The 23917-nt window shown below is 67.3% G+C and carries 20 protein-coding genes and 1 pseudogene; 12 read left to right on the top strand and 9 right to left on the bottom strand.

Features of this window, described 5'->3' with window-relative positions:
* The first annotated feature begins 136 nt into the window (after window positions 1-136).
* The 6 genes from OOZ48_RS17000 (at window position 137) to OOZ48_RS17025 (ending at window position 5105) form a co-directional block, all read left to right on the top strand.
* Window positions 137-682 carry a TRAP transporter small permease gene (locus tag OOZ48_RS17000; RefSeq protein WP_269500012.1) on the top strand — a complete coding sequence of 182 codons (546 nt, stop codon included), beginning with the start codon at window positions 137-139 and terminating at the stop codon, window positions 680-682.
* The gene (locus OOZ48_RS17005) at window positions 679-1956 is read left to right on the top strand and encodes a TRAP transporter large permease (protein WP_269500013.1); all 1278 of its coding nucleotides are present in this window, start codon (window positions 679-681) and stop codon (window positions 1954-1956) included. Before OOZ48_RS17000 ends, OOZ48_RS17005 begins: the two co-directional genes overlap by 4 nt.
* Before the next feature lie 34 nt (window positions 1957-1990).
* Window positions 1991-2971, top strand: a complete 981-nt coding sequence (locus tag OOZ48_RS17010; protein ID WP_269500014.1) for a TRAP transporter substrate-binding protein — start codon at window positions 1991-1993, stop codon at window positions 2969-2971.
* Window positions 2972-3050: 79 nt separating this feature from the next.
* Window positions 3051-4070: a fumarylacetoacetate hydrolase family protein gene (locus tag OOZ48_RS17015; protein WP_269500015.1), complete on the top strand. Its 1020-nt coding sequence runs from the start codon at window positions 3051-3053 to the stop codon at window positions 4068-4070.
* An 8-nt stretch (window positions 4071-4078) separates the two neighbouring features.
* Window positions 4079-4723 carry a maleylacetoacetate isomerase gene (gene maiA / locus OOZ48_RS17020; RefSeq protein ID WP_269500091.1) on the top strand — a complete coding sequence of 215 codons (645 nt, stop codon included), beginning with the start codon at window positions 4079-4081 and terminating at the stop codon, window positions 4721-4723.
* 154 nt (window positions 4724-4877) lie between these two features.
* A complete protein-coding gene (locus OOZ48_RS17025; RefSeq protein WP_269500016.1) occupies window positions 4878-5105 on the top strand; it encodes a hypothetical protein in 228 nt (75 codons plus the stop codon).
* 85 nt (window positions 5106-5190) lie between these two features.
* Here the strand turns inward: OOZ48_RS17025 and OOZ48_RS17030 are convergent, their stop codons facing one another.
* The 6 genes from OOZ48_RS17030 to OOZ48_RS17055 form a co-directional block, all read right to left on the bottom strand.
* Window positions 5191-7257 (bottom strand): UvrD-helicase domain-containing protein, encoded by a 2067-nt coding sequence (locus tag OOZ48_RS17030; protein ID WP_269500017.1) that lies wholly within the window; start codon window positions 7255-7257, stop codon window positions 5191-5193.
* Window positions 7257-9392, bottom strand: a complete 2136-nt coding sequence (locus OOZ48_RS17035; RefSeq protein WP_442867607.1) for a primosomal protein N' — start codon at window positions 9390-9392, stop codon at window positions 7257-7259. Before OOZ48_RS17035 ends, OOZ48_RS17030 begins: the two co-directional genes overlap by 1 nt.
* Window positions 9393-9718: 326 nt before the next feature.
* Window positions 9719-10789, bottom strand: a complete 1071-nt coding sequence (gene hemE, locus OOZ48_RS17040; protein WP_442867606.1) for a uroporphyrinogen decarboxylase — start codon at window positions 10787-10789, stop codon at window positions 9719-9721.
* 31 nt (window positions 10790-10820) lie between these two features.
* Window positions 10821-11597 carry a hypothetical protein gene (locus tag OOZ48_RS17045; RefSeq protein WP_269500019.1) on the bottom strand — a complete coding sequence of 259 codons (777 nt, stop codon included), beginning with the start codon at window positions 11595-11597 and terminating at the stop codon, window positions 10821-10823.
* 118 nt (window positions 11598-11715) lie between these two features.
* The gene (locus OOZ48_RS17050; RefSeq protein ID WP_269500020.1) at window positions 11716-12861 is read right to left on the bottom strand and encodes an ABC transporter substrate-binding protein; all 1146 of its coding nucleotides are present in this window, start codon (window positions 12859-12861) and stop codon (window positions 11716-11718) included.
* 83 nt (window positions 12862-12944) lie between these two features.
* Window positions 12945-15299, bottom strand: a complete 2355-nt coding sequence (locus tag OOZ48_RS17055; protein ID WP_269500021.1) for a cytochrome P450/oxidoreductase — start codon at window positions 15297-15299, stop codon at window positions 12945-12947.
* A 149-nt stretch (window positions 15300-15448) separates the two neighbouring features.
* Here OOZ48_RS17055 and OOZ48_RS17060 point away from each other — a divergent pair, with 149 nt between their 5' ends.
* The 3 genes from OOZ48_RS17060 to OOZ48_RS17070 all read left to right on the top strand — a co-directional run bounded on the left by OOZ48_RS17060 (window position 15449) and on the right by OOZ48_RS17070 (window position 18246).
* A complete protein-coding gene (locus OOZ48_RS17060; protein ID WP_269500022.1) occupies window positions 15449-16264 on the top strand; it encodes an IclR family transcriptional regulator in 816 nt (271 codons plus the stop codon).
* Entirely contained in the window at window positions 16257-17456 is a 1200-nt protein-coding gene (locus tag OOZ48_RS17065) for a CynX/NimT family MFS transporter (RefSeq protein ID WP_269500023.1), read from the top strand. The genes OOZ48_RS17060 and OOZ48_RS17065 overlap by 8 nt, the downstream gene beginning before the upstream one ends.
* Before the next feature lie 106 nt (window positions 17457-17562).
* The gene (locus tag OOZ48_RS17070) at window positions 17563-18246 is read left to right on the top strand and encodes a GntR family transcriptional regulator (protein WP_269500024.1); all 684 of its coding nucleotides are present in this window, start codon (window positions 17563-17565) and stop codon (window positions 18244-18246) included.
* Between the two features lie 72 nt (window positions 18247-18318).
* Here OOZ48_RS17070 and OOZ48_RS17075 read toward each other — a convergent pair whose 3' ends face one another.
* The 3 genes and pseudogenes from OOZ48_RS17075 to OOZ48_RS17085 form a co-directional block, all read right to left on the bottom strand.
* Window positions 18319-19128, bottom strand: a complete 810-nt coding sequence (locus OOZ48_RS17075) for a TRAP transporter substrate-binding protein (RefSeq protein WP_269500025.1) — start codon at window positions 19126-19128, stop codon at window positions 18319-18321.
* Between the two features lie 58 nt (window positions 19129-19186).
* A pseudogene (locus tag OOZ48_RS18500) lies at window positions 19187-19447 on the bottom strand (TRAP transporter large permease subunit); the annotation flags it as partial.
* A gap of 61 nt (window positions 19448-19508) precedes the next feature.
* The gene (locus tag OOZ48_RS17085; RefSeq protein WP_269500026.1) at window positions 19509-19928 is read right to left on the bottom strand and encodes a TRAP transporter small permease; all 420 of its coding nucleotides are present in this window, start codon (window positions 19926-19928) and stop codon (window positions 19509-19511) included.
* Window positions 19929-20153: 225 nt separating this feature from the next.
* Here OOZ48_RS17085 and OOZ48_RS17090 point away from each other — a divergent pair, with 225 nt between their 5' ends.
* Genes OOZ48_RS17090 through OOZ48_RS17100 form a run of 3 tightly spaced genes read left to right on the top strand, consistent with a single transcriptional unit; the run spans window position 20154 to window position 23884 of the window.
* A complete protein-coding gene (locus tag OOZ48_RS17090; protein WP_269500027.1) occupies window positions 20154-21023 on the top strand; it encodes a dihydrodipicolinate synthase family protein in 870 nt (289 codons plus the stop codon).
* Window positions 21024-21050: 27 nt separating this feature from the next.
* Window positions 21051-22532 (top strand): aldehyde dehydrogenase, encoded by a 1482-nt coding sequence (locus OOZ48_RS17095; protein WP_269500028.1) that lies wholly within the window; start codon window positions 21051-21053, stop codon window positions 22530-22532.
* A 23-nt stretch (window positions 22533-22555) separates the two neighbouring features.
* Window positions 22556-23884: a D-serine ammonia-lyase gene (locus OOZ48_RS17100; protein WP_269500029.1), complete on the top strand. Its 1329-nt coding sequence runs from the start codon at window positions 22556-22558 to the stop codon at window positions 23882-23884.
* Window positions 23885-23917: the final 33 nt, after the last annotated feature.

The raw sequence follows: 23917 nt of genomic DNA on the forward strand, positions 1-23917 counted from the left end.
TTACAGATAAATGCATATGAAAATACCGTTTGTATGATAGCTGGAATTTACCTTTAATACGGGGATACCGAAACGGCTCATCGAAAGCCCCGGGAGGATCCCCCCATGCCCGCATTCCATTCAAAGGGAAACCACCATGCTTGAGCGCGCGGCGCACCTGATCATGCGCGGTTTCGAAATCCTGATCGTCGCCTGCCTGACCATCATGGGCATCCTGGTGTTCGGCAACGTCGTCCTGCGCTATGCCTTCAATTCCGGCATCGCGGTCTCCGAGGAGCTGTCCCGGCTGCTGTTCGTGTGGCTGATCTTCATGGGCGCCGTCCTCGCCTCGGCCCAGCGCAGCCACATCGGTTTCGACACCCTGCAGCGCAGGGTGAGCCCAAAGACGCGGCGCGCGCTGGTCGTGTTCACCGGCCTGCTCATGCTCACCGGCAGTGTGATCTTCATCGTGGGCGGCTGGAAGCAGACCCTCATCAACCTGGGCAACAGCTACCCGGTGCTGGGCATTTCATACGCCTGGCTCTACGGTGTTGCGCTGGTCTTCGGCATCGCCCTGCTCTTTCCGGTCTGCAACAACGTCCGCCGCGCCCTCGCCGGCCATGACGACCACCTCACCGAGGACCTGGCCGACCGCATCGAGGAACAAGCCGCCCAGATCCACACCGGGGGGCCCCGCCGATGAGCGCCGCCCTGTTCATCGGGACGCTGCTGGGCCTGATCGCCCTGGGCCTGCCCATCGCCTTCGCGCTGATGTTTGCCGGGGTGGCGCTGATGCTGCTCATCGGCCAATTCGACAGCCAGATCGTCGTCCAGAACGCCATCGCCGGCGCGGACAACTTCGTGCTGATGGCAGTGCCGTTCTTCATCCTCGCCGGCGAGTTCATGAATGCCGGCGGCCTGTCCAAGCGCATCGTCGAGATGGCCAGCGCATTCGTCGGGCATTTGCGCGGCGGTCTGGGCTACGTGGCGATCTTTGCGGCCATCCTGCTGGCCAGCCTGTCCGGCTCGGCGGTGGCCGACACCGCCGCGCTGGCGGCCATCCTGGTGCCCATGATGCGGCAGGCCGGCTACAACCCGGAGCGCGCCTGCGGCCTGATGGCGGCCGGCGGCATCATCGCACCGGTCATCCCGCCCTCGATCGCCTTCCTGATCTTCGGGGTCGTCGCCAACCTGTCGATCACCCGCCTGTTCCTCGCAGGCATCGTGCCGGGCATCCTGATGGGCGCATCCCTGATCATCGCCTGGTGGATCGTGGCCCGCCGCCAGAACTCGGCCCTGACACCGCGCATGCCTTGGGCCCGCCGTCTGGTCCTGCTGGGCCGCGGCGGCTGGGCCCTGATGCTGCCGGTCATCATCATCGGCGGCCTGCGCTTCGGGATCTTCACGCCCACCGAGGCGGCGGTCGTGGCCGCGGCCTATGCCTTGTTCGTCGGCGCCGTGGTCTACCGCGAACTGGACTGGCGCACCATCTACCACTGCCTGCTGGCCACTGCGCGCACCACCTCCGTGGTATTGCTGCTGGCGGCGCTGGCCATGGTGGCCTCGTACATGATCACCATCACGGACATCTCCGGCCAGGTCGGCGGCTGGCTGCAATCCCTGTCCGACCATCCGACGGTGCTGCTGGCGGCAATGATGGTGGTGGTGTTCTTTGCCGGCATGGTGCTGGACCTCATCCCCATCGTGCTGATCTTCACCCCGGTGTTCATGCCGATCATCAAGGCCGCCGACATCGACCCGATCTATTTCGGCGTGATCTTCATCATGAACTGCTCGATCGGCATGATCACGCCGCCGGTGGGCGTCGTGCTCAACGTGGTCAGTTCCGTCGGCAAGGTCACCATGTCCCAGGCCACGCGCGGCATTCTGCCGTTCCTTTTCGCCTTGCTCTCGGTCATGATCTTGATGATCCTGTTCCCCGCTCTGGTCACCGTACCGGCCGAGTGGTGGCGCTAACCTTTCCCCCCAACCACCCCCAGGAGGCAACACAATGAAAATCCGTATCGCACTGCTGACCGGCCTGCTGGCCGCGTCCTTGTCGGGCACCGCGATGGCCGCCGTCACCGCCAAGTTCGCCGTCACCCTGCCCGAGAAATCCCACCAGGGCCAGGGCGTGGCCAAGTTCGTCGAACTGGTCAAGGCCAAGAGCAACGGCGAGATCGACATCAAGCCCTACTACAGCGGCGCGCTGGGCAACGACGTGCAGGTGACCTCGGCCCTGCAAGGCGGCACCATCGAATTCACGGTGCCGCAGACCACCACCCTGACCGGCATGGTCAAGGCCTACGAGATCCTCGATTTCCCGTTCCTCTTCAAAAATTCCGCACAGGCCGAAAAGGTCCTCGACGGCCCGGTGGGCGACAAGCTCCTGGAAACCCTGCCCGCGCACGGGCTGGTGGGCCTGGCGTACTGGGAAAACGGCTTTTTCAACGCCACCAACAGCAAGCACCCCATCGCCAAGGCCGAGGATTTCGAGGGCCTGAAGTTCCGCTCGATCCAGGCCAAGATCACGCAGGAAACCATCAAGGCGCTGGGCGCCAATCCGGTGCCGCTGGCGGTGCCCGAACTCTACACCGCGCTCGAGACCCGCACCATTGACGGCCAGGGCACGCCCAATGCGGTGATCGCCGCCCTCAAGCTCTACGAGGTCCAGAAGTACCTGTCGATCACGCGCCACAGCTACGGCGCCTTCATCCCGCTGGCGTCCAAGGCTTTCTGGGACAAGCTCACCCCCGAGCAGCAAAAGATCCTGAAGGATTCCGCCGTCGAGGCGCGCGCCTACCAGCGCGAAGTCGCCCGCAGCCAGGGCGAATCGGCCAAGAAAGTCATGGCCGACCACGGCATGGAGATCAACGAAGTCAGCGACGCCGAGCACGATCGCATGCGCGAACGCGTCCAGCCCGTCTGGCAGATGTTCATCCCCAGCGTCGGACAGGATCTGTTCGACCAAGTCCAGGCAGAACTCAAGTAACGTCAACCCCGGCGCCGTGCCTGGCGGCGCCCCGAACACCACCCTGCGGCGCACCCGCCACAGGGTGCCTGGAGTACCCATGAAACTCGCCACCCTCAAGGATCAGACGCGTGACGGCCACCTGGTCGTGGTCAGCCGCGACCTCAGCCTGTGCATTCCCGTCCCTGATATCGCTCCCACCCTGCAGGCTGCGCTGGACGACTGGGAGGCCTGCGCCCCCGGCCTGCGCGAAGTCTACGACTGGCTCAACGCGGACGACGCGCAGGGGGCCACGCCTTTCGACCCGGCCGCCTGCCATTCGCCGCTGCCGCGCGCCTACCAGTGGGCCGACGGTTCGGCCTACCTGAATCACGTCGAGCTGGTGCGCAAGGCGCGCAACAGCACCGTGCCCGAATCGTTCTTCAGCGATCCCCTGATGTACCAGGGCGGCTCGGATGCCTTCATCGGACCGCGCGATCCCATCATCGCCGATACCGAGGACTGGGGCATCGACATGGAGGCCGAGGTGGCCGTGATCACCGGCGACGTTCCCATGGGCGCCAGCCCGGCCGATGCGGCGCAGGCCATCCGCCTGGTCATGCTGGTCAATGACGTCTCGCTGCGCGGCCTGATTCCGGGTGAGCTCGCCAAGGGCTTCGGATTCTTTCAATCCAAGCCGGCCAGCGCATTCTCGCCCGTCGCGGTCACGCCCGACGAACTGGGCACGCACTGGAAGGACGGCAAGGTGCACCTGCCGCTGCTGGTCGAGCTGAACGACGAACCCTTCGGCCGTCCCAACGCGGGCCGGGACATGACGTTCAGCCTGCCCCAACTGGTCGCCCACGCCGCACGCACCCGCCGCCTCGCGGCCGGCTCCATCATCGGTTCGGGCACGGTGTCCAACAAGCAAGGCGGCCTGCACGGGTCCAGCATCCGCAACGGCGGCGTCGGCTATTGCTGCATTGCCGAGGTCCGGATGTACGAAACCATCGAGGAAGGCAAGCCCTCGACGCCGTTCATGCGGTTCGGCGACCGGGTCCGCATCCGGATGGAGGACGAGGCCGGCCAGGATATCTTCGGCACGATCGACCAGGTCGTGCAGCGTCGCACCGGAGCCTGAATCCCATGCTGGAGCTCTATTCGTATTTCCGCAGCTCGGCGGCCTACCGGGTCCGCATCGCACTGGGCCTCAAGGGTCTGGACCACACGATCCTGCCGGTGCACCTGCTGCGCGACGGCGGGGAACAGCTCTCGGCCCGGTATCTGGAGATCAATCCGGAAGGCCTGGTGCCGGCGCTGTCCGACGACGGCCGGATCCTCACCCAGTCCCTAGCGATCATCGAGTATCTGGACGAGACTCATGGGCCGGCCAGCCTGCTGCCGCAATCGCCGATCGGACGGGCGCGGGTGCGCGCCCTGGCGCTGCAGATCGCCTGCGACATTCACCCGGTGAACAACCTGCGGGTGCTGCGCTACCTGTCCCGCGAACTGAAGGCCGACCAGGCGCAGCGCGACGCCTGGTATCACCACTGGATACTCACCGGTTTCCAGTCCGTGGAGCAACAGCTTGCGCGTTCGCCGGATACGGGCCTGTACTGCCACGGCGACCAGCCGGGACTGGCGGACTGCTGCCTGGTGCCCCAGGTGTTCAATGCCCGGCGCTACGACATCGACCTCACCCCCTTCCCGACGATCGAGCGCATCGTGGCGCAATGCGACACGCTTGCGGCTTTCCAGGCCGCACACCCCTCTCGCCAACCCGACGCGGAATGATCCATCACCGTCGCCTGCCCGGCCGGCGACGGTGACGCCTTTTCGCCACAATTCAGTGCCTTTCCTGGTGATCAGGGTAAACCCTAGCTTTTACCTAGGGTTTACCCTATAATGAGGTCTACCCCAGCAACACCCTCTATACCAGGAGCACCACATGAACTACGGCAATACCCCCGCCCTCTTTTCCGATGCCCTGGAACGCGCCTACAGCCAGGCCGTCATGGACACATCGGAATCCCTGTCGATCAAGGACATGGCCAAGAGCATCGCCCGCGGTGCCAAGCGCGGCGCCAAGCGCGCGGCCCGTGTCATCGGCGAGGTCATCAACGCGCAGGCCGAGGCCCGCGCCCGCGACGCGCGCTACTCGCGCACGCAATGGTAATCGGCTGAGGCAGCGCGCCCACGACAGTGGGCGCGCCATGCGCCCCAGGGGCGGAACCGACACAATCGGTTCCGCCCCTTTTTTTTCATGCGTCCGATGAGCGGCTGTGGCCGGCCAGCAGCGCCTTCAGCCGCCCCAGCGTCTGCTCGGGATCGGCCACCGGCACCGCGCCCGGGAGCGCCTCGGCATCGAGACCCATCTCCTGGATGAAGCGGGAAGGCTCGCGCAACAGGTCCTCGCGGCCGCGGCGCCGTTTGCGGCACCAGCTGACGTGCAGGCTGCGGCGCGCACGGGTAATGCCCACGTACATGAGGCGGCGTTCCTCCTGGATGCGTCCGGCCAGCGCGGCCGCGGCCGCCTCGCTGCCGTCGTCGTCCTCGGCCGAGCCGCGATGCGGCAGCAGCCCTTCCTCGACGCCGATGAGATAGACGTGGGGGTATTCCAGCCCCTTGGAGGCATGCAGGGTCGAGAGCTTCACGGCATCGGGCTCCTCGTCGTCGGCGCGTTCCAGCATGGTCACCAGGGCGACGTGCTGCACGAGCTCGAGCAGGGTCATGTCTTCTTCGCCGGCCTTGCGCTTCAGCCATTCGGCCAGTTCGAGCACATGGGCCCAGCGGGCCTGGGCCTGGCGCTCGTCCAGCAGGTCGTACAGGTGGCGCTCGTAGTCGATGGCCGCCAGCAGATCATCCAGGACTTGGCCGGCGCCCTCCTCGCCGCGCCCGACGGCGCGCGCCTGGAAGCCCTGGATCATGCGCACGAAACCGTGCACCGCCTCGCGCTGGCGGCCCACCGGCAGCTCGGTCTCGTCGGCCTCGATGCCGGCCTCGAACAGCGAGACCTCGCGCCGCGCCGCGCTCGCGCCCAGGGCCTGCAAGGTGGCCTGCCCGACACCGCGGCGCGGGGTCGTCATGGCCCGGATGAAGGCGGGATCGTCGCTGTCGTTCGCGATCAGGCGCAGATACGCGAGGACGTCGCGCACCTCGGCCTTGTCGAAGAAGCTCTGGCCGCCCGACATGGTGTAGGGGATGCGCAGGTTGCGCAGGGCTTGTTCCATCACGCGGGCCTGGTGGTTGCTGCGATACAGCACCGCGAAATCCTTCCATTGCGCCTGGCGCTCGAAGCGCGCGGCCGACAGCCGCATCGCGATGGATTCGGCCTCGGCCAGGTCGGAGTCCATCGGCGTCACGCGGATCGGCTCGCCCGCGCCCAGCTCGGACCACAAGGTCTTTTCAAAGACCTTTGGATTGTGCCCGATCACCCGATTGGCCGCCTGCAGGATGCGTTGCACCGAGCGATAGTTCTGCTCGAGCTTGACGACCTTCAGGCGCGGATAATCCTCGGCCAGGCGCATCAGGTTTTCCACCGTCGCGCCGCGCCAGGCGTAGATCGCCTGGTCGTCGTCACCCACCGCGGTGAACATGGCCCGGTCGCCGCACAGGTGGCGCACCAGCTGGTACTGGCAGGCATTCGTGTCCTGGTATTCATCCACCAGGAGGTAATGCACCCGCGCCTGCCAGCGCGCGCGCAGATGTTCGTCGGCCGCCAGCAACAAGGCGGGCAGGCGGATCAGGTCATCGAAATCCACCGACTGGTAGGCGCGCAGCGTGGCCTCGTAGCTGCGATAGATTCTGGCCGCCTCGGCCTCGCCCGCATCGCGCGCCGCCGCCGCCGCGGCATCGGGCGTCAACATCGCGTTCTTCCAGAGTGAAATGGTCTGCTGCACGGCGCGCAGGCGGGCCTTGTCGGTGGTGGCCAGCAATTCCTGCACGATGGCCAGCGCGTCATTGGCGTCGAGGATCGAGAATCCGCGCTTCAATCCCGCGGCGGCGGCCTCCTCGCGCAGAAAGCGCAGGCCCAGCGAGTGGAACGTGCCCACGGTCAGGCCGCGCAGCAGGCGGGCGTCGACCAGCCCGCGCACCCGTTCGCTCATTTCGCGGGCGGCCTTGTTGGTGAAGGTCAGCGCCACCACGTTGCGGGCCTGGTAGCCGCATTCGCGCAGCAGGTAGGCCATCTTTTGGGTGATGACCCGGGTCTTGCCGCTGCCCGCGCCAGCCAGCACCAGGCAGGGGCCGTCCAGGTACAGCACGGCCTCGCGCTGGCGGCTGTTGAGGTCCTGGGCGATCGTCGCGCCCCGAGGCGCGGGGACGGCCATCAGATTTCCTGGGGATCGATCTCGATCCCCCAGCGTACGGGCCGGCCTTGCGCCAGGGCATGCACCTCGGCCAGCCACGGCCGCAGCAGCCGGTGCAGGGCGCCGCGCCCGTCCGCCTCGACCAGCAGTTGCGCCCGCTCGATGTTGGCCACGCGCACCACGCGCAGCGGCACCGCGTCGTAGATCCGCAGCGCCGCCCCCTCGGGCAGAGCCTGCGCCAGGCTGCGCGCCTCGGCAAGGAAGGCCAGGGCCTCGCGCAGATGGCGGGCCTGCGCCGTCAGCAACGCCTGGTGGGAGAACGGCGGCAGGCCAAGTTCCTCGCGCTCGGCCAGGGCGGCCTCGGCGAAACGCGCATAATCATGCGCCCGCAGCGCCTGGTAGACGGGTTGTTCTGGATAGTCGGTCTGGACCAGCACCTGGGCGCCGCCGACGCGGCGGCCGGCGCGGCCCGCGACCTGCATCAGTTGGGCGAACAGGCGCTCGGGCGCCCGGAAATCCTGGGCGAACAGCATGGTGTCGGCATCCAGCACCCCGACGAGGCCCAGGCGGGCATAGTCGTGTCCTTTGGACACCATCTGGGTGCCGACCAGGATGTCGGCCTCGCCGGCATGCACCTTGGAGAACAGGGCCTCGGCACTGCCTTTGCGCCGCGTAGCATCCGCGTCGATGCGCAGGATGCGCGCCCCGGGGAAGCGTTCGCCGAGAAATTCCTCGATGCGCTGCGTGCCACGCCCCATGGGCCGGATGTCCTGGTCGCCGCAGTCCGGGCAGGCACGCGGCGGCGCGGTGCAATCGCCGCAATGATGGCATTGCAGGGTGTGACGCCCACCCGGGTGGCGGTGCAGCACGGTGTAGGCGGTGCAGCGCGGGCATTGGCTGACCCAGCCGCAGGAGGCGCAGCGCAGGACGGGCGCATACCCGCGACGATTGAGGAAGACCAGGCTTTGCTCGCCCCGTTCCAGGCACGCGGCCAGCCCGTCCAGGAGCTGCGGCGTGAATCCTTGCTCGAGCTGGGCGCGGCGCGTGTCGATGAGGCGCACCTCGGGCAACGGCTGCGCCAAGGCGCGCTGGGACAGGATCACGTGGCGATAGTCGCCGCGCCGGGCGCGGCGCCAGGTCTCGAGCGCGGGCGTGGCCGAACCCAGCACGACCGGCACCCCCAGGTCGTGCCCGCGCCACACCGCCAGGTCGCGGGCCGAATACCGCAGGCCTTCCTGCTGCTTGTACGAGGTGTCGTGCTCCTCGTCGACAATGATCAGGCCCAGCCGCGGCAACGGCACGAACAGTGCCAGACGCGTCCCCAGCAGGATCGCCGCCTGGCCGCGCGCGGCGCGCAGCCAGGCGCGCAGGCGCTCGCCCTCGGACAGCTTGCTGTGCATGACCGCCGCCTGGCCCAGGCGTCCATGGACGATCTGCTCGAGCTGCGGCGTCAGATTGATCTCGGGCACCAGCAGCAGCACCTGGCGTCCGGTCGCCAGCACATCGGCCGCCAGGCGCAGGTAGAGTTCGGTCTTGCCGCTGCCGGTCACGCCGTGCAACAGCGCGACGCCCGGTGCAGCATCGGCCGCGGTCATCGTGCGCAGTGCCTGCCAGGCGGCGGATTGCTCGTCAGTCAATTCCGGGACGACGGGAACGGCGTCCACGGCCGCATCGCCTTCGACGGCCACCGCGGATCCAGGGTGGGCAAGGCCGCCGTGGGCGGCCCGGCCCGGCCGCCGGTCGGCGCGCCGCACCGGACCGCCCGCGGCGCGCGGCCCGAGATAGGCCGAGGGTTTGCGCAGACTGGCCGGCAGTATGGGCAATAGGACCTCGCCCAGCGGCCGGTGATAATAGCCGGCCGCGAAATCCGCCAGGCGCATCCAGTCATCGGGCATGGGCGGCAGGTCGTCCAGCACGGCCTCGATCGGCTTGACGCGATCGGCGTCGATGGCCGGCGCCTCGCGCCGCGCCCAGACCATGCCCACCATCCGGCGCGACCCGAAGCTCACCAGCACGCGGGTGCCGGGCGGGACGGGCACATCATGCGAATAATCGAACAAACCCGGCAAGGGGACGTCGAGCGCCACCGCCAAGTAGATACATTGCCCGCCCACGCCGGCCGGCGTGGCGGCGTCGGCGGGCGTTTCACCGGCCACTGCCCTGGCCTGCCCGAGGCCCTGTCCACCCGCCGCCATCGTCATGCCGCCCGGCCCCTGGCACCCGGCCGGAGAGAAAAAGCCTTGTCACGACGAGGGATTAGCAGAATCTGCAGCACCTGTGGATAACTTTGTGGAGAATTGGTCCGGTGATGACCGGAAATGGGGCCCAACAGGGCGACCCCCCTATTGCGCCGCAATATTGCAGACACAAGTCAGTTATAAATCAATGGATTACGGCACATGCTTCAGATAAAGCTAAGATTTCTAGTGGAAACCCTAGCTTGCGCGAACTTGTGTATAAACATCAGGCCCCGCAGCCGCCATCATCCCCCATGATACTCGCGGCTGGCGGCGTGGACCTCGTCGACCAGGCTGGCGGCCGCCTCGGGCGGCGTGAACCGGGAAATGCCGTGGCCCAGATTGAAGACATGGCCGCCGCGTCCCACGGGCCCGAAATCGCGCAGCACGCGGCGCGCCTCCTCGCGGATCGCCTGGTCACCGCCAAACAGCGCCATCGGATCCAGGTTGCCCTGCAAGGCCACCCGGTCGCCCACACGGCGGCGCGCGGCCGCCAGGTTGACCGTCCAGTCCAGCCCCACGGCATCGCAGCCACAGGCCGCGATGTCCTCGATCCACGGGCCGCCGCCCTTGGTGAATACGATGGACGGCACATGCCGGCCCTCGTATTCTCGCAGCAGGCCGTCGAGCACCCGGCGGGTATACGTCAAGGAGAAACGCTGGAACAAGCCATCGGCCAATACCCCGCCCCAGCTGTCGAACACCATGACCGCCTGCGCACCGGCGCGGATCTGGGCGTTGAGATAATCCTGGACCGCGCGCGCATTGATGTCGAGGATGCGGTGGAGCAGATCGGGGCGCTGGTAGAGCATGGTCTTGATCTGGCGGTAGTCGTCGCTGCCGGAGCCCTCGACCATGTAGCAGGCCAGCGTCCAGGGGCTGCCCGAAAAGCCGATCAGCGGGACCTGGCCGTCGAGCTCGCGGCGGATCAGGGATACTGCGTCAAAGACATAGCGCAATTTTTCCATGTCGGGTACCCGCAGGGCGCCGACGTCGGCCTCGCTGCGCACCGGATGGGCGAACCGCGGCCCCTCGCCCGCCTGGAAGCTGAGCCCCAGGCCCATGGCGTCGGGCACCGTCAGGATGTCGGAGAACAGGATGGCGGCGTCCAGCGGAAAGCGCCGCAAGGGCTGCAGGGTCACCTCGCAGGCATAGTCCGGGTTCTGCGCAAGGTCCATGAACGACCCGGCCTGCGCCCGGGTCTGGTTGTACTCGGGCAGGTAGCGGCCCGCCTGGCGCATCATCCAGATTGGGGTGTAGGGTACGGGTTCGCGCCGCAGCGCACGCAGGAAGACGTCGTTTTTGAGCTCGGGCACAGGCGCAATCCTCATAGAAATGCCGGCAATTTTAACCGTCCGGCGCGGCCCCCGGGGAAGCCTCCGCCCGATAGGGCGCAGGGTCGATGTCGTGCTTGCGCATCAGCGCCCAGAAGGCCCGCCGATGCTTTTGCGCGGCGCGCGCCGCCATCGCGATGTTGCCGCGATGGCGGCCCAATGCCGCATGGATGTAGGCGCGCTCGAAACGTTCGATGATGCGCCCCTTGGCCTCGCGAAACGATTCGCGCGAGGAGGCGTGGCGCGAGGCAGCCGCCACGGCGTACGCCTCGAGCTCGGCACCGGAGCGCCGGAGGATGGTCGCACACAGCGCGTCCTCGTCGGCCGTCGGCCGAAGCGAGGCCAGACCATAGCACGGATCGTCCTCGGCCAGTATCGGCGCGGGCGGCGCGGGCGGCGCGGCGCCATCCAGCAGGCGCTCGATCCTCGCCCTGAGGGCCTCGGCGCAAAATGGCGGCCGGACGAAATCGGCCATGCCCAGCCCGTACAAGTCGTGGATGGCCCGCGCCCGCAGGTCGACCGCATAGGCGATCAGGTGCGCATCGGGCCGGCGCGCACCGGCCAGCGCCACGCGCCAGGCCGCCAGGCCCGGGCCGTCCATGTACACCAGGCAGGCGTCGTACCGCCCCAGGGACAGGGCCGGATCGGCCAGCATCGCGGCGACACCGCCGCCGCGCGCGCCCGGCGGCGCGTGCAGGTGCAGCCGTCCCCCGGCATGCGCCCCCACCAAGGTATCCACCCAATCATTCTGCCCCGCGGCCAGTACCGCGCAATCCAAGCGTTCCCGCATCGCCGCCTCCTTGTCTTCGATGGAGGATGCAGGATAGGCCGCGGGGCGGCGCCCGCCTATTCGCAAAAAGCGAGGTGCCGGGACGCGGGCCGCCCGCCCGGCGCGCCGGCCAGCGGCCTTATTCGATCAGCTTCCACTTGCCGCCTTCGATCTCGAGCATCTTGAAGGCGCGCAGATCCAGGCCCGTATGGTCCGTGGGCGACATGTTGAAGATGCCGGTCGTGCCGACATAGCCTTGCGTGGCCTCGATGGCGTCGCGGAACTTGTACTTGTCGGTCGTGCCGGCGCGCTCCAGCGCCTCGACCATGATCATCAGGCCGTCATAGGCGTAGGAGCCGAAGGTGGAAACGTTCTCGTTCCAGCGGGCGGAATAGGCCTTGACATAGGCGTCCACCACGGGCTTTTGCTGGTCGTTGCCCGAGAGCTGATCGGCCACGATCAAGGCCGGCGAGGGCAGGCGCACGCCGTTGGCGGCCTCGCGGGCAAGCTTGATGAACTGGTCCGAGGCCACGCCATGCGACTGGTACAGCGGGACCTTGATGCCCAATTGCCGATAATTGCGCGTCGCCAGCGCCGGGCCTTGGCCGAAGCCGAAAATGAACACCGCCTGGACCTCCGGATTGGCGCGGATCTTGGTCAATTGCGGACTCATGTCGGTGTCCTTGGCGCCGTAGGTTTCGTTCTCGATGATCGTGATGCCGTAGTCGCCCGCGGTGGCCTCGGCCTCTTTCTTGCCCGACTGCCCGAACCCGCTGGCCTCGCTCAGCAGCGCGATCTTGGTGAAGCCGCGCTTTTTCATGTCCTCGAAGACTTTTTCCGCCGCCATGCGATCCGTATGCGGGGTCTTGAAGACCCATTTCTTGACCGGCTCGGTGATGGCGATCGCCCCGCCCAGGGACATCAGCGGCACCTCGGCCTTTTCCGCCAGCGGGATCGCCGCCATGGTCGAGCCCGTCGTGCCGACCAGGAAGGCGTCCACCTCGTCGTCGTAGATCAGGCGCTTGGCGAACCCGTTGGCCTTGTTGGAATCGCTGCCGTCGTCGTATTCCACGAGTTCCAGCTTGCGGTTCAGGACGCCGCCCTTCTTGTTGATCTCGTCGACGTAGAGCTTGAGGGTCTTGAGCTCGGGATCGCCGAGGAAGGCGCCGGGCCCGGTGACCGACAGGATGGCGCCGATCTTGATGGGCGGCTCGGCGGCCTGGGCCGCGAGCCCGAAGGCGGTGAGCGCAAAAGCGGCCAGGCTGCCGCGAACGAGGAATTTCATGGGTGTCTCCTGTTTTTCGTTGGACTGCATAGGGATGGAATCAAACTACACGCCAAAGCCGGGCCGGCCTGCGCGATACGACGCTAGAGTTCGAGCTCCAGGTCACCGTCGATGCAGCGCGAGCAGCAGGCCATCATGCGATCGCCCGCCTTGCGCGCGGCCGGATCCAGCACGCTGTCGCGATGATCGATCCGCCCGGCGGCCACGCCGACCTCGCAGGTCCCGCACAGCCCTTCCTCGCAATCGCTTTGCACGTCGATGTTGTTGGCATGCAGCACCTCCAGCAGCGTCTTGTCGGCGGGCACCTCGAGGGTGAGATCCGAGTGGCGCAAGCGCACCTGGAAGGCGCGCTCGCGAGCCGGATCCAGCCGCGGCGAGGTATTGCTGAAATGCTCGAAACGCAGGGCCTCGGCGGGACGGCCGGCCGCCTCGACCGCGGTTTGCAGCGCATCGAGCATCCGTGTCGGGCCGCAAGCATAGATGCGCGCCGAGGGCGGCGTTTGCCCCAGCAGGGCCTCGAAATCGTTGCGGCTGCCCTCGTCGCTGAGATGCAGGTGCAGGCGCTCGCCATGCAGGGCCTGCAGCGCCTCGAGAAACGCGGCACGCCCGCGGCTGGCACAGCTGTAGTGCAGCGCATAGTCGCTGCCGCGCCGGCGCGCCCGCGCGGCCATGGCCATGATGGGCGTGATGCCGATGCCGCCGGCGATCAGCAGCAGCGGCCCGTCGGCCGCATCGTCCATGTGGAAATGGTTGCGCGGACCGCGCACGCGCAGGATGGCACCGGGCCGTGCGTAGCGGTGTATCCACTGTGAACCGCCGCGGCTGGCCGGGTCGTGCAGGACGGCGATGTCCCAATGATGGCGATCCTCGGGGTCGCCGCACAGTGAATATTGGCGCGACAGCCCTGTATCGCCGCATTCGACGTCGATGTGCGCGCCGGGCTCCCAGCGCGGCAGGACCCCGCCGTCCGGCGAGGCCAGCCGCAGGCGCACGATATCGGGCGCCACGACGTCGGCCGCCGCCACTTGCAGTTTGCGCACGATGGCGCTGGCCAGCGGCCCGCCCAGGCGGATCTCGTGGTGGCGGACGCGCACGGCCGGGTCGCGCCGCTCGGGGTTGCGCGCCGGATCCCAGCGCACCCGCAGGTTCTGCGGTCCGCGAAACGCCAGGTTGTGCACATAGTGGTACGTCTGGGGCAGCAGTTCCATGTGCGGCAGGCGCCGCGTGAGCTCGCCGATGATGATCTGCATTTCCATGCGGCCGATGTTCTTGCCCAGGCACTGGTGGGCGCCAAAGCCGAAGGACAGGTGCTCGATGGCGTTGTCGCGGCGGATGTCGAAGAAGTCAGGATCGCTGAAGCGCCGGCCGTCGTGGTTGGCCGACGAGACCACCAGCAGCAGCCGCGCGCCGGCCGGGATCCTGACCCCCTCGATCTCGACGTCGCGCAGGGCGCGCCGCCGCCACGATCCGATCGGCCCGTTGTGGCGCAGGCATTCCTCGACCGCCGGCGAGATCAGCGTGGGATCCTCGCACAGATCGTCCCAGACCTGGCGATGCTCGAGCAGCATGCGAATGGCATTGGCACAGGCAAAGGAAGTGGACTCGTGCGCCGCCACGATGATGGCCATCATCATGGAATGCAGATAGGAATCGGTGACCACGTCCGGGTGGTCTTTCTGCTGGCGAATGGAATAGCGCATCCAGCCCGGACCGTCGGGCGTGCGCTTCATCTTTTCCAGGATCTCGCCCGATAGCCGCCAGAATTTGCCCACCGCATGCGCCACCTCGACCCGTTCCTGCGGCGTGGGCCGGCCAAAGGCGTTCTTGGTGTGCGCAATACAGAATTCGTGCATCTTTTCGCGGTCCTCGGCATCGTCGATGCCGAGAAAGTGCAGGGCCACCGAAAACGGCACGGCCCACAGCAGGCGCTTGAACAGGTCGACCTCGCCCGCATCGACGAAGCCGTCGATCGCCTCGGTGACCAGCCGCCGCACCATGGGCTCGTGCTCGCGCAGGTGCTCGGGCGTGAAGGGCGCCATGAGCACACGGCGGCGCGCCATGTGCACGGGCTCGTCCTCGTTCACCAGCGTGCGGTTCATGGCGTAGTCGTAGGACTTCAGGATGGCATCGGCCTCGGCCGACGGCGGCGCGAGCGACTCCAGCGTGTTGGACGGGCTGAAAGTGAATGGATCGCGAAAGATGTCCTTGATCGCCTGGTGGCGGGTCACCACCCAGTAGTCGAGCTTGGGGCTGTAGAACACCGGCGCCTGTTCGCGCGCCCAGCGCACGAACTCGGACGGGTTTTCCATGTAGGCATCGGTGAAAGGGTCGAAAGCGGCGGCATGTTCGCCGACGGGGCACCCGGACGCCGCCGGATGTTCCCCGGCGTGACTCACCGGGCAGGCCGCGATCCCTGGGTCGTGTGCGTTGCGGGCCATGGCGACAGATTCCAAAATTGATTTACATCAAAATTATTAGCGTAATTCTATATCGCTTTGCGTAAATTCAACACAGGGTTTTCCCTTCAGCCGCGCCTGCCCACGCTATATACTGTCACCACGCCAATGACCGCCGACACCCTCCGATCATGACCATCCACAAGGCCCAGAACGCCCCCCCCGCGCCCCGGCCGAGGCGCCAGCGCGTGCAGGCCATCGCCACCGGCATGATCGTCCTCAAGGGCCTCGCGCAACTGGGCGGCCGCGCCAGCCTGACGGCGCTTGCGCGCCACGTCTCGGAAAACCCCGCCAAGGTCCACCGCTACCTGATCAGCCTGATGGACGAGGGCCTGGTGTCCCAGGATCCGGCCTCGTCCCAGTACTACCTGGGCGCCGCCTGCATCCACATCGGCCTGGCCGCCATGCGTCTGGCCGACCCGATCCGCGTCGCCGAACCCGCGCTGTTGCGGCTGCGCGAAACGCTGGAGATGACCTGCTTCATCGCCGTCATGGGCAACAAGGGGCCGACCATCGTGCGCTTCGAGGAGCCCGGCCTGCCGGTCACGCTGAACGTGCGCGTGGGCTCCGTCCTGCCGCTGCTGTGGTCGGCCACCGGCCGTGTGTGCCTCAGTTTCCTGGACGATTCCCGCGTCCACCTGCTGGCACAGGGCGAACTGCGCGCGGCCTCCGCCGCCCAGCGCGCCATGCTGGCGGCCCGCGATCCCATCGGCCACATCCAGCGCGAGGTTCGCGCCGCGGGCATGGCGGTCGTCAAGGACACCAACCTGCAGGGCATCAGCGCGATCGCGGTGCCCCTGCATGATTTTTCGGGCCACGTCTGCGCGGTGCTCACCGTGCTGGGCGCCACCGGCGGATTCGAGGCATCGGCCGACAGCGCGGTGGCCCGCATGATGCTGGCCGAGGCCAAGGCGATCAGCGCCGCGCTGGGACGGGCCGGTGGCTGAGGGCCGGCCGGCATCCGGCCGCCGCCAGTGGGTGCTGGTGCTCGCCATCCTGCTGGCGGGCCTGAACATGCGGCCGATGGTCACCAGCATGCCCGCGGTGCTGGACGACCTGCGCGCCGCGCTGTCCCTGTCGCCCTCGGTTGCCGGCCTGCTCATCGCCGTGCCCACCTTCAGTTTCGGGATCTTCAGCGTGGCGGTGCCGTCGCTGTTGCGCTTCATGTCGGCACAGCGTCTGGTCGCCGCGGGGCTGCTGATCCTGGCCGCCGGCATCGGCCTGCGCGGCGTCATGGGGTCTTTCGGCCTGTTCGCGGGGATCCTGATCGCCAGCGCCGGCATCAGCATCATGATGGTGCTGGTGCCGGCGATCGCCAAGCAGGCCTTCCCCCAGCGCATCGGCCCCATCATGAGTCTCTACACCATGATCTTTTGCCTGGGCGCGGGCCTGGGCGCCGGCCTGTCGGCGCCCATCGCCCGCCTGCCCTACAGCGACTGGCGCTGGAGCCTGGCATTCTGGCTGCTGCCCGCGCTGCTGGGTGCATTCTGCTGGCACCGGGCGCCCGCCACGCCACTGACGGCGCCGGCCGGCGGAGCCGACGCGGGCTTCACCCGCGCACTGTGGCGCGATCCACTGGCCTGGCAGGTGACCCTGTTCATGGGCTTGCAATCCAGCCTCGGCCACAGCGCGATCGGCTGGATGCCCGCCATCCTGATCGATCGCGGCATGCATCCTGTCGAGGCGGGGGCCGCGCTGTCGGCCGCCCTGATGGTGCAATTGCTGTCGACCTTCGCCGTGCCCTGGATGGCGGCGCGCGGACGCAACCAGCGCCTGCCGGCCACCCTGTCCGTCGTCCTGTTCGCGGTCGGCCTGACAGGCATGATCTACGCGCCGCCCGCCTCGGCCTGGCTCTGGATCCTGCTGGCCGGCCTGGGCATGGGCGGCACCTTCAGCCTCGGCCTGTCGCTGGTGGTGCTGCGCACCCGGACGCCGCTGCAGGCGACCGCCCTGTCGGGCATGGCGCAGGGCGTCGGCTACACCATCGCCGCCGCCGGGCCGTTCCTGGTCGGCGTGCTCTACGAGCACAGCCACGGCTGGGACTCGACCGCGATTTTCCTGCTGGCCATCTGTGCGCTGGTCTGGCTGATGGGGATGGGGGCCGGGCGCGCGCGCTACGTCCTGGATGCGAAGGCCTGAATGCCACCGGGGGGCAAGCGCCGCGCCCCGATATGGGAATTTCATCGCAAAAGGCTTTTGGATCCGGGCTACAATAATCCAACAGCTCTCAATAAGGACGGCGCCCGTGGATCAGGCAGTCACGAAGGTCAAGCGGATTTTGAAGCGGCAAAGCCTCGCCTCGACACTGGCGGAGGATTTGCGCAAGCGGATCATCAACGGCGAATTCGAAGGCGGGACGATGCTGCGTCAGGAACAGATCGCCAACGAATACGGCGTCTCGAGGATGCCGGTGCGCGAGGCCCTGCAGCAACTGAACTCGGAAGGCCTGGTCGTCACACAGGCAAACCGGGGCGCCCTCATCTCCGACCTGTCGCTGGCGGAAATCGACGAGATCTTCGATCTGCGCTTGTTGCTGGAGCCCGACCTGCTGGCGCGCGCCATCCCTAGAATGACCCCCCAGTCCCTGGCCAAGTCGGAGGCCATCCTGCAAGAGCTGGACGAGTCCTACGAGGCCGGCAACCTGGGGCACTGGGGCGCACTGAACGCCAAGTTCCACCTGAGCCTGTACGAATTGTCGGACCGATCCGTCACGCTGTCCTTCATCCATCGGATCAATGTGCAGGTGGACCGCTACATACGGCTGCAGATGGCCATGACCGACGCCGTCTCCGACGGGTCGACCGATCACCACCGAATACTCGACCTGTCGCGCGACGGCAAGACCCAGGAGGCAACCGCATTGCTGGCCGAACACATCAGCCAGACCAAAGAACAATTGTGCGGCATCCTGGTGGCGCACAAGCGATAAACGCAGAGGCGCGGCCGCCAGACGGCGCCGCGCCCCACTGATCCGGCCGCTGTGCGGCCGGGACATTCATGATTACTTGGTCTGGGCGACGATTTTCTCGTACCAGGGCTTGGTGTCAGGCAGGCTTTCGAGCAGGCCGGCATGCACCGAGGCGCCGATCTGGCGGAAGGACTCGATATCGGGTTCGATGATCTCGACGCCGCGATCCTTGATGATCTTCATGCTGTCGGCATAGCCCTTTTTGTAATGGCTGTCGGCGGACGCGATGGCGGCGGCGGCGGCCTCGCGGATGACCTGCTGCTGTTCGGGGCTGAGACGCTCGAAGCGCGACGGCGACATCAGCATCAGCGCGGGCATGTACATCACCCGGGCCATGGTGTAGGTCTTGGACACCTCGATGAACTTGTCCTGGACGAACACGTCCGGGGAGTTTTCGGCCGCATCCACCGCACCGTTCTGCAGCGCGGTGTAGAGCTCTGCGTAGGCCATGGGCGTGGGCTGGGCGCCCAGCGCCTCATAGGTCTTGACGAAGCCCTGGCCCTGGATCACGCGGATCTTCAGGCCCTTCATGTCGTCGGCGTTGGTGATGCGCTTGCCGTTGGTGAAGATATTGCGCTCGATGGGGGAAATGAAGCCCAGCCCCAGCAGGCGATGCTTGCTGAGCAGGTCCAGCATTTCCTGGCCCACGGGACCTTGCATCACGCTGTTGGCCTGGTCCAGATCCTTGAACAGGTAGGGGAAGGAATACACCGAGAATTCCTTGGCGGTGTTCTCGACGGGTCCGCCGCCGGTGATGACCAGGTCCTGGGTGCCGGTGCGCACCGCCTGGATCATCTTGACCTCGCCGCCCAGCTGACCGGCGGGAAAGATATTGATCTTCAAACAGGCTGCCGATGGACACGTTGGCGACCAGCCCATAGATCACCATGGGCAGCGAGGGCGGAATGATCGCGCCGAGTTCGCCGCCGACGGCCACCAGGGCGGCCCCCGTCGGCTTTGGGTAACCCTTGTCCTGCATGGCCGGCACCATGGTGCCGGCCAGCACGTAGAACGGCACGGCCAGCAGCGCGAAGGAGTCCAGCGCCTCGAAGACGTTTTGCGGAACGGCGATGGTGTCGATCCCCTGCTGGTGCAGCAGCACCAGCGAGGACAGACCCATGACGGCAAAAATGGGCACCGCCGTGACCAGCAGGAAGATCATGGAGGAAAAAGTCAGCACTGTTCGGTCTCCGTGTAATAGCCCGGGTTTTGCGTGTCGGCACTCATTGCGCGGCGGTATCCACGTCGTGCCCGAGCAGGCGCACGTTGCGGTGCCCTTCGATGGCCCGCACCACGATATTGATCACGGCCAGCACCCCGCCCACCGGCATGGACAGGTAGACGAGGCTCATGGGCACGTCCATGACGGTGGACGATTCCATGAAGCCGAATTCCAGCCAGCGCATGCCGACAACGATCAGGAACACGAAAAAGCCGATCGTGACCAGGTACGCGAAGAGCTTGACCTTCCAGCCATTCCTGGGGGACAGGGCGGTGGTCAGGGTGTCCATGGCGATCAGGTCGACGGCCCAGCGCAGGACCACGTTCATCGTGTCCACCGCGGCCATGAGGAGGTTTGCGGGGCGCGCTGCGGGCCTCACCCCGTGTGCGATCGCCGCAGCGGAATTGCTTTCATCGAGCATGAGTGATTGCCTCGGATGGTTGGTGGCGGACGGCAAGGCCCGCCGGAATTCATCGGTCAGATCGCTGGCGGATTTCGTTGACCGGATATTCAATTTTCAGTATTATGAGTTCATTGGATCCTGTATCCAATAATTTTCAGACTAGGGGTTTACCCGTTCTGCATCAACCGTTTCCGGCTGGAAATGGCTCCTTTTTTTTCACTATCCCAATCTAGCGAGACAGCAATGAGTCAACTGAAAGGCATTTGTGCAGCGGCTTGCACCCCCATGAGCGACGACGGCTCGAAGGTCGACTACGACCGCTTCAAGACCCACCTGGACACCCTGGTCGACGCCGGCGTCCACATCATCGCCGTGTGCGGCGGCACCGGCGAATTCCCCTTCCTGTCCACCGAGGAAAAGCGCCAGATCGCCGAGACGGCGGCGCGCCACATCAACGGCCGCACCAAGCTCATCGTCCAGACCTCGGCCATCCGCACCGAAGACGCCATCGAGGCCTCGCGCCACGCCGAAGGCCTGGGCGCCGACGCCCTGCTGGTGCTGCCGCCCTATTTCGAAGGCCCCACCCCCGACGGTGTCTACAGCCACTACGAAAAGGTGGCCCAGGCCGTCAAGACGCCGATCATGGCCTACAACATCCCCGTGCATTCGGGCTTCGACATCACGCCGGATTTCTTCAAGCGGCTGCAGCAGATCGACAACGTCCAGTACCTGAAGGACACCAGCGGCAGCTTCGTGCGCCTGCAGGAACTCGTGGCCGCCGGACTGCCGGTGTTCAACGGCGCCGATCCCTTCGCCTTCCACGCCCTGGTGGCCGGTGCGCAGGGCTGCTTCTGGGGCGCCGTCAACGCGATGCCGCGCCAGGCCGTGGAACTGTATGACCTGGTCCAGGCCGGTCAGGCCAGCAAGGCCGCCGAGCTGTGGAAGCGCATGCTGCCGGCCAACCTGTTCTTCTGGAACCACCCCTACAATCCCGCTGTGAAGGCCGCGACGAACATCCTCGTCAACAAGGTGGGCGCCTGCCGCCAGCCGGTCCAGCCGCTGTCGGCCGACGAACTGCGCGATCTGGAAGTCGCCCTGCAACCCCTGCGCTGACCCAGCGCGCATCTCACAGGAGGTCCCATGTCCGCCATTGAACGCGTCTACGACCAGGCCCGGGCCGGCAAGCTGTTCGCCGGTCCCATCATCCCTGGATTCCAGGCCGCCGCCGCCCGCATGCCGGTCGTCAGCCCCATCGACAACACCGAGATCGGCTCCATGGTCGCGGGAACGGCCGCCGACGTCGACGCGGCGGTCGCCGCCGCGCGCGCCAGCTTCGAGTCGGGCGAATGGTCGGGCATGGCACCCGCCGAGCGCAAGCGCATCCTGCTCGACTGGGTGGCGCTGATCCAGGAACACACTGAGGAGATCGCCGCGCTGGACTGCGTGGATGCCGGCAAGCCGATCACCGAGTGCCTGAACACCGACATGCCGGCAACGCTGGAAACCTTCGCCTGGTACGCCGAGGCGATCGACAAGTGCTTTGGCCGGATCTCGCCCACCGGCAACGACACGCTGGGTCTGATCATCAAGGAACCCATCGGCGTGGTCGGCGCCGTGCTGCCGTGGAACTTCCCCGCGCTGATGTTCGCCTGGAAGGTCGCCCCCGCGCTGGCCGCCGGCAACTCGGTCGTCGTCAAGCCCGCGGAGCTGACCTCGCTCAGCGCCTACCGCCTGACGCAGCTCGCCCACCAAGCCGGCGTGCCGGAAGGCGCGCTGACGCTGGTTACCGGCACGGGCGAGGATACCGGTGAGCCCCTGGGCCGCCACATGGATGTGGACATGGTGTCCTTCACCGGGTCCACCGAGGTCGGCCGCTATTTCCTCAAGTACTCCGCCGAGAGCAACCTGAAGGAAATCGTGCTGGAATGCGGCGGCAAGAGCCCGCAAGTGGTGTTCGAGGATGCGGACCTGGACGCCGCCGTCGACCAGATGCTGGCCGCCGCCTACTGGAACATGGGCGAGAACTGCAGCTGCGGCGGACGCCTGATCGTGCAGGCCAGCATCAAGGACGCCGTCCTCGAGCGCCTGAAGCGCGGGCTGGCGAAATGGAAGGTCGGCCTGCCCACGGACCCGGCCACCCAGATCGGCCCCATGGTCGAAGAAGCACATTTCGACAAGGTGCGCCAATTCCTCGAGGACGCCCCCGCCGCGGGTGCAAACCTCGCGCACGGCGGCCGCATCCATGCCGAACTGGGCAGCGGATGGTACGTCGAGCCGACGATCTTCGAGAACGTCACGCCGGGCATGCGCCTGTTCCAGGAGGAGGTCTTCGGCCCCATCCTCGCCATCACCACCTTCGAGACCGAGGACGAGGCCGTGGCGCTGGCCAACGACACCCAGTACGGCCTGGCCGCATCGCTCTACACGCTGGACGTGCGCCGCGCACAACGCGTGTCGCGACGCATCCGCGCGGGCACGGTGTCGGTCAACGGCTTCTCCGAGGGCGACATCACCGCACCCTTCGGCGGCTACAAGCTCTCGGGCTTCGGCGGCCGCGACAAGGGCCTGGAAGCGTTCGACCAGTACACCCAGACCAAGGTGATCTGGTACATGAACGCCTGATGGACGGTACGGGGGAGCGCGGCATGGACATCCAAGGCCTGAGTCACGAAGAACTGGACGCCCTGCGGCGCAAGCAAGCGCTGCTGTGGCTGCCTGCGGGGCACGACCCCGCCGACGACGGCCGCGACCTGCCGCTCGATCCCGCCGAGGCGCATGCGCGCTTCGACCGTTGCGCCGGCTTGCTGGCCCGGGTGTTCCCCGAGCTGCGCGACGCCGGCGGCCGGCTGTCCTCGCCGCTGACGCCGATCCCCGGCCTGCAGCGGCGGCTGTCGCCGGCCGGCGAACCCGGCGCGCTGGCCGACGGCACCTGGTTCCTCAAGCGCGACGACGCCCTGCCGGTTGCCGGCTCGGTCAAGGCGCGCGGCGGTTTTCACGAGGCCCTGGCCCTGGCCGAGCGCCTCGCCCTGGAGGCCGGCCTGCTGAATGCGCGGGACGACCGGGTATTGCTGGCGCAGCCCGAGGCGCGCGCCTGGCTGGGCCGGCACAGCGTCTCGGTCGGCAGCACCGGCAACCTGGGCCTGGCCATCGGCCTGATCGGCATCGGCCTGGGATTCCAGGCTGTCGTTCACATGTCGGCGGACGCCAAGGCCTGGAAGAAAGACCGGCTGCGCGGCCGCGGCATCACGGTGGTCGAGCACGCCGGAGACTACGCGGCCGCCGTCGCCGCGGGCCGCGACGCCGCCCTGGCGGATCCGCTGGCCCATTTCGTCGATGACGAGCGCTCCGAGGATTTGTTCCTGGGATACACCACCGCGGCGCGCGAGCTCGTGGACCAGTTGCAGGCCGCGGGCCGGCCCGTGGATGCGGGTCATCCGCTCTTTGTCTACCTGCCCTGCGGGGTGGGCGGCGCGCCGGGCGGCATCGCCTACGGCCTCAAGCGCCTGCTGGGCCCGCACGTTCATTGTTTTTTCGCCGAACCCACGGCCTCGCCCTGCATGCTGGTGCAGCTGGCCGCCGGCACCCACACCCCGGTGTCCGTGCATGCCGTGGGCCTGGACAACCGCACCGAGGCCGACGGCCTCGCGGTGGGCGAGGCTTCGCCCCTGGTCGCGCCCCTCATGGCCCGCCTGCTGGCCGGCGTGTTCACGGTCGAGGACGACACGCTGTTCCGGGACGCCTACGCCCTGGAACAGGCCGACGACATCGCCATCGAGCCCTCGGCCGCGGCAGGCCTGCGCGGGCCGCGCTGGCTGCTGGGCTCGGCGCGTGGGCGCCGCTATCTGCAACGCCACAACCTGACGCCGCTGGCCGAGCAGGCCACCCACGTGATCTGGAGCACCGGCGGCTCGCTGGTGCCCGAGGACATCCGCGCACAGTTCCGGGCACGCGGTCAGGCGCTGGCCGCGGCCTGACAGACGGTCACAGCCTCCGCGTTGACCGGGGGC

It is taken from the genome of Castellaniella sp. S9 (assembly GCF_027257175.1).
Classification (GTDB): domain Bacteria; phylum Pseudomonadota; class Gammaproteobacteria; order Burkholderiales; family Burkholderiaceae_B; genus Castellaniella.

Bases quoted from the DNA above. Each gene is read 5' to 3' on its own strand.
- OOZ48_RS17000 (WP_269500012.1), top strand. From the start codon at position 137: ATGCTTGAGCGCGCGGCGCACCTGATCATGCGCGGTTTCGAAATCCTG.
- OOZ48_RS17085 (WP_269500026.1), bottom strand. From the start codon at position 19,928: ATGCTCGATGAAAGCAATTCCGCTGCGGCGATCGCACACGGGGTGAGG.
- OOZ48_RS17015 (WP_269500015.1), top strand. From the start codon at position 3,051: ATGAAACTCGCCACCCTCAAGGATCAGACGCGTGACGGCCACCTGGTC.
- OOZ48_RS17095 (WP_269500028.1), top strand. From the start codon at position 21,051: ATGTCCGCCATTGAACGCGTCTACGACCAGGCCCGGGCCGGCAAGCTG.
- OOZ48_RS17045 (WP_269500019.1), bottom strand. From the start codon at position 11,597: ATGCGGGAACGCTTGGATTGCGCGGTACTGGCCGCGGGGCAGAATGAT.
- OOZ48_RS17025 (WP_269500016.1), top strand. From the start codon at position 4,878: ATGAACTACGGCAATACCCCCGCCCTCTTTTCCGATGCCCTGGAACGC.
- OOZ48_RS17005 (WP_269500013.1), top strand. From the start codon at position 679: ATGAGCGCCGCCCTGTTCATCGGGACGCTGCTGGGCCTGATCGCCCTG.
- OOZ48_RS17055 (WP_269500021.1), bottom strand. From the start codon at position 15,299: ATGGCCCGCAACGCACACGACCCAGGGATCGCGGCCTGCCCGGTGAGT.
- OOZ48_RS17030 (WP_269500017.1), bottom strand. From the start codon at position 7,257: ATGGCCGTCCCCGCGCCTCGGGGCGCGACGATCGCCCAGGACCTCAAC.
- OOZ48_RS17010 (WP_269500014.1), top strand. From the start codon at position 1,991: ATGAAAATCCGTATCGCACTGCTGACCGGCCTGCTGGCCGCGTCCTTG.
- OOZ48_RS17090 (WP_269500027.1), top strand. From the start codon at position 20,154: ATGAGTCAACTGAAAGGCATTTGTGCAGCGGCTTGCACCCCCATGAGC.
- OOZ48_RS17060 (WP_269500022.1), top strand. From the start codon at position 15,449: ATGACCATCCACAAGGCCCAGAACGCCCCCCCCGCGCCCCGGCCGAGG.
- OOZ48_RS17050 (WP_269500020.1), bottom strand. From the start codon at position 12,861: ATGAAATTCCTCGTTCGCGGCAGCCTGGCCGCTTTTGCGCTCACCGCC.
- OOZ48_RS17100 (WP_269500029.1), top strand. From the start codon at position 22,556: ATGGACATCCAAGGCCTGAGTCACGAAGAACTGGACGCCCTGCGGCGC.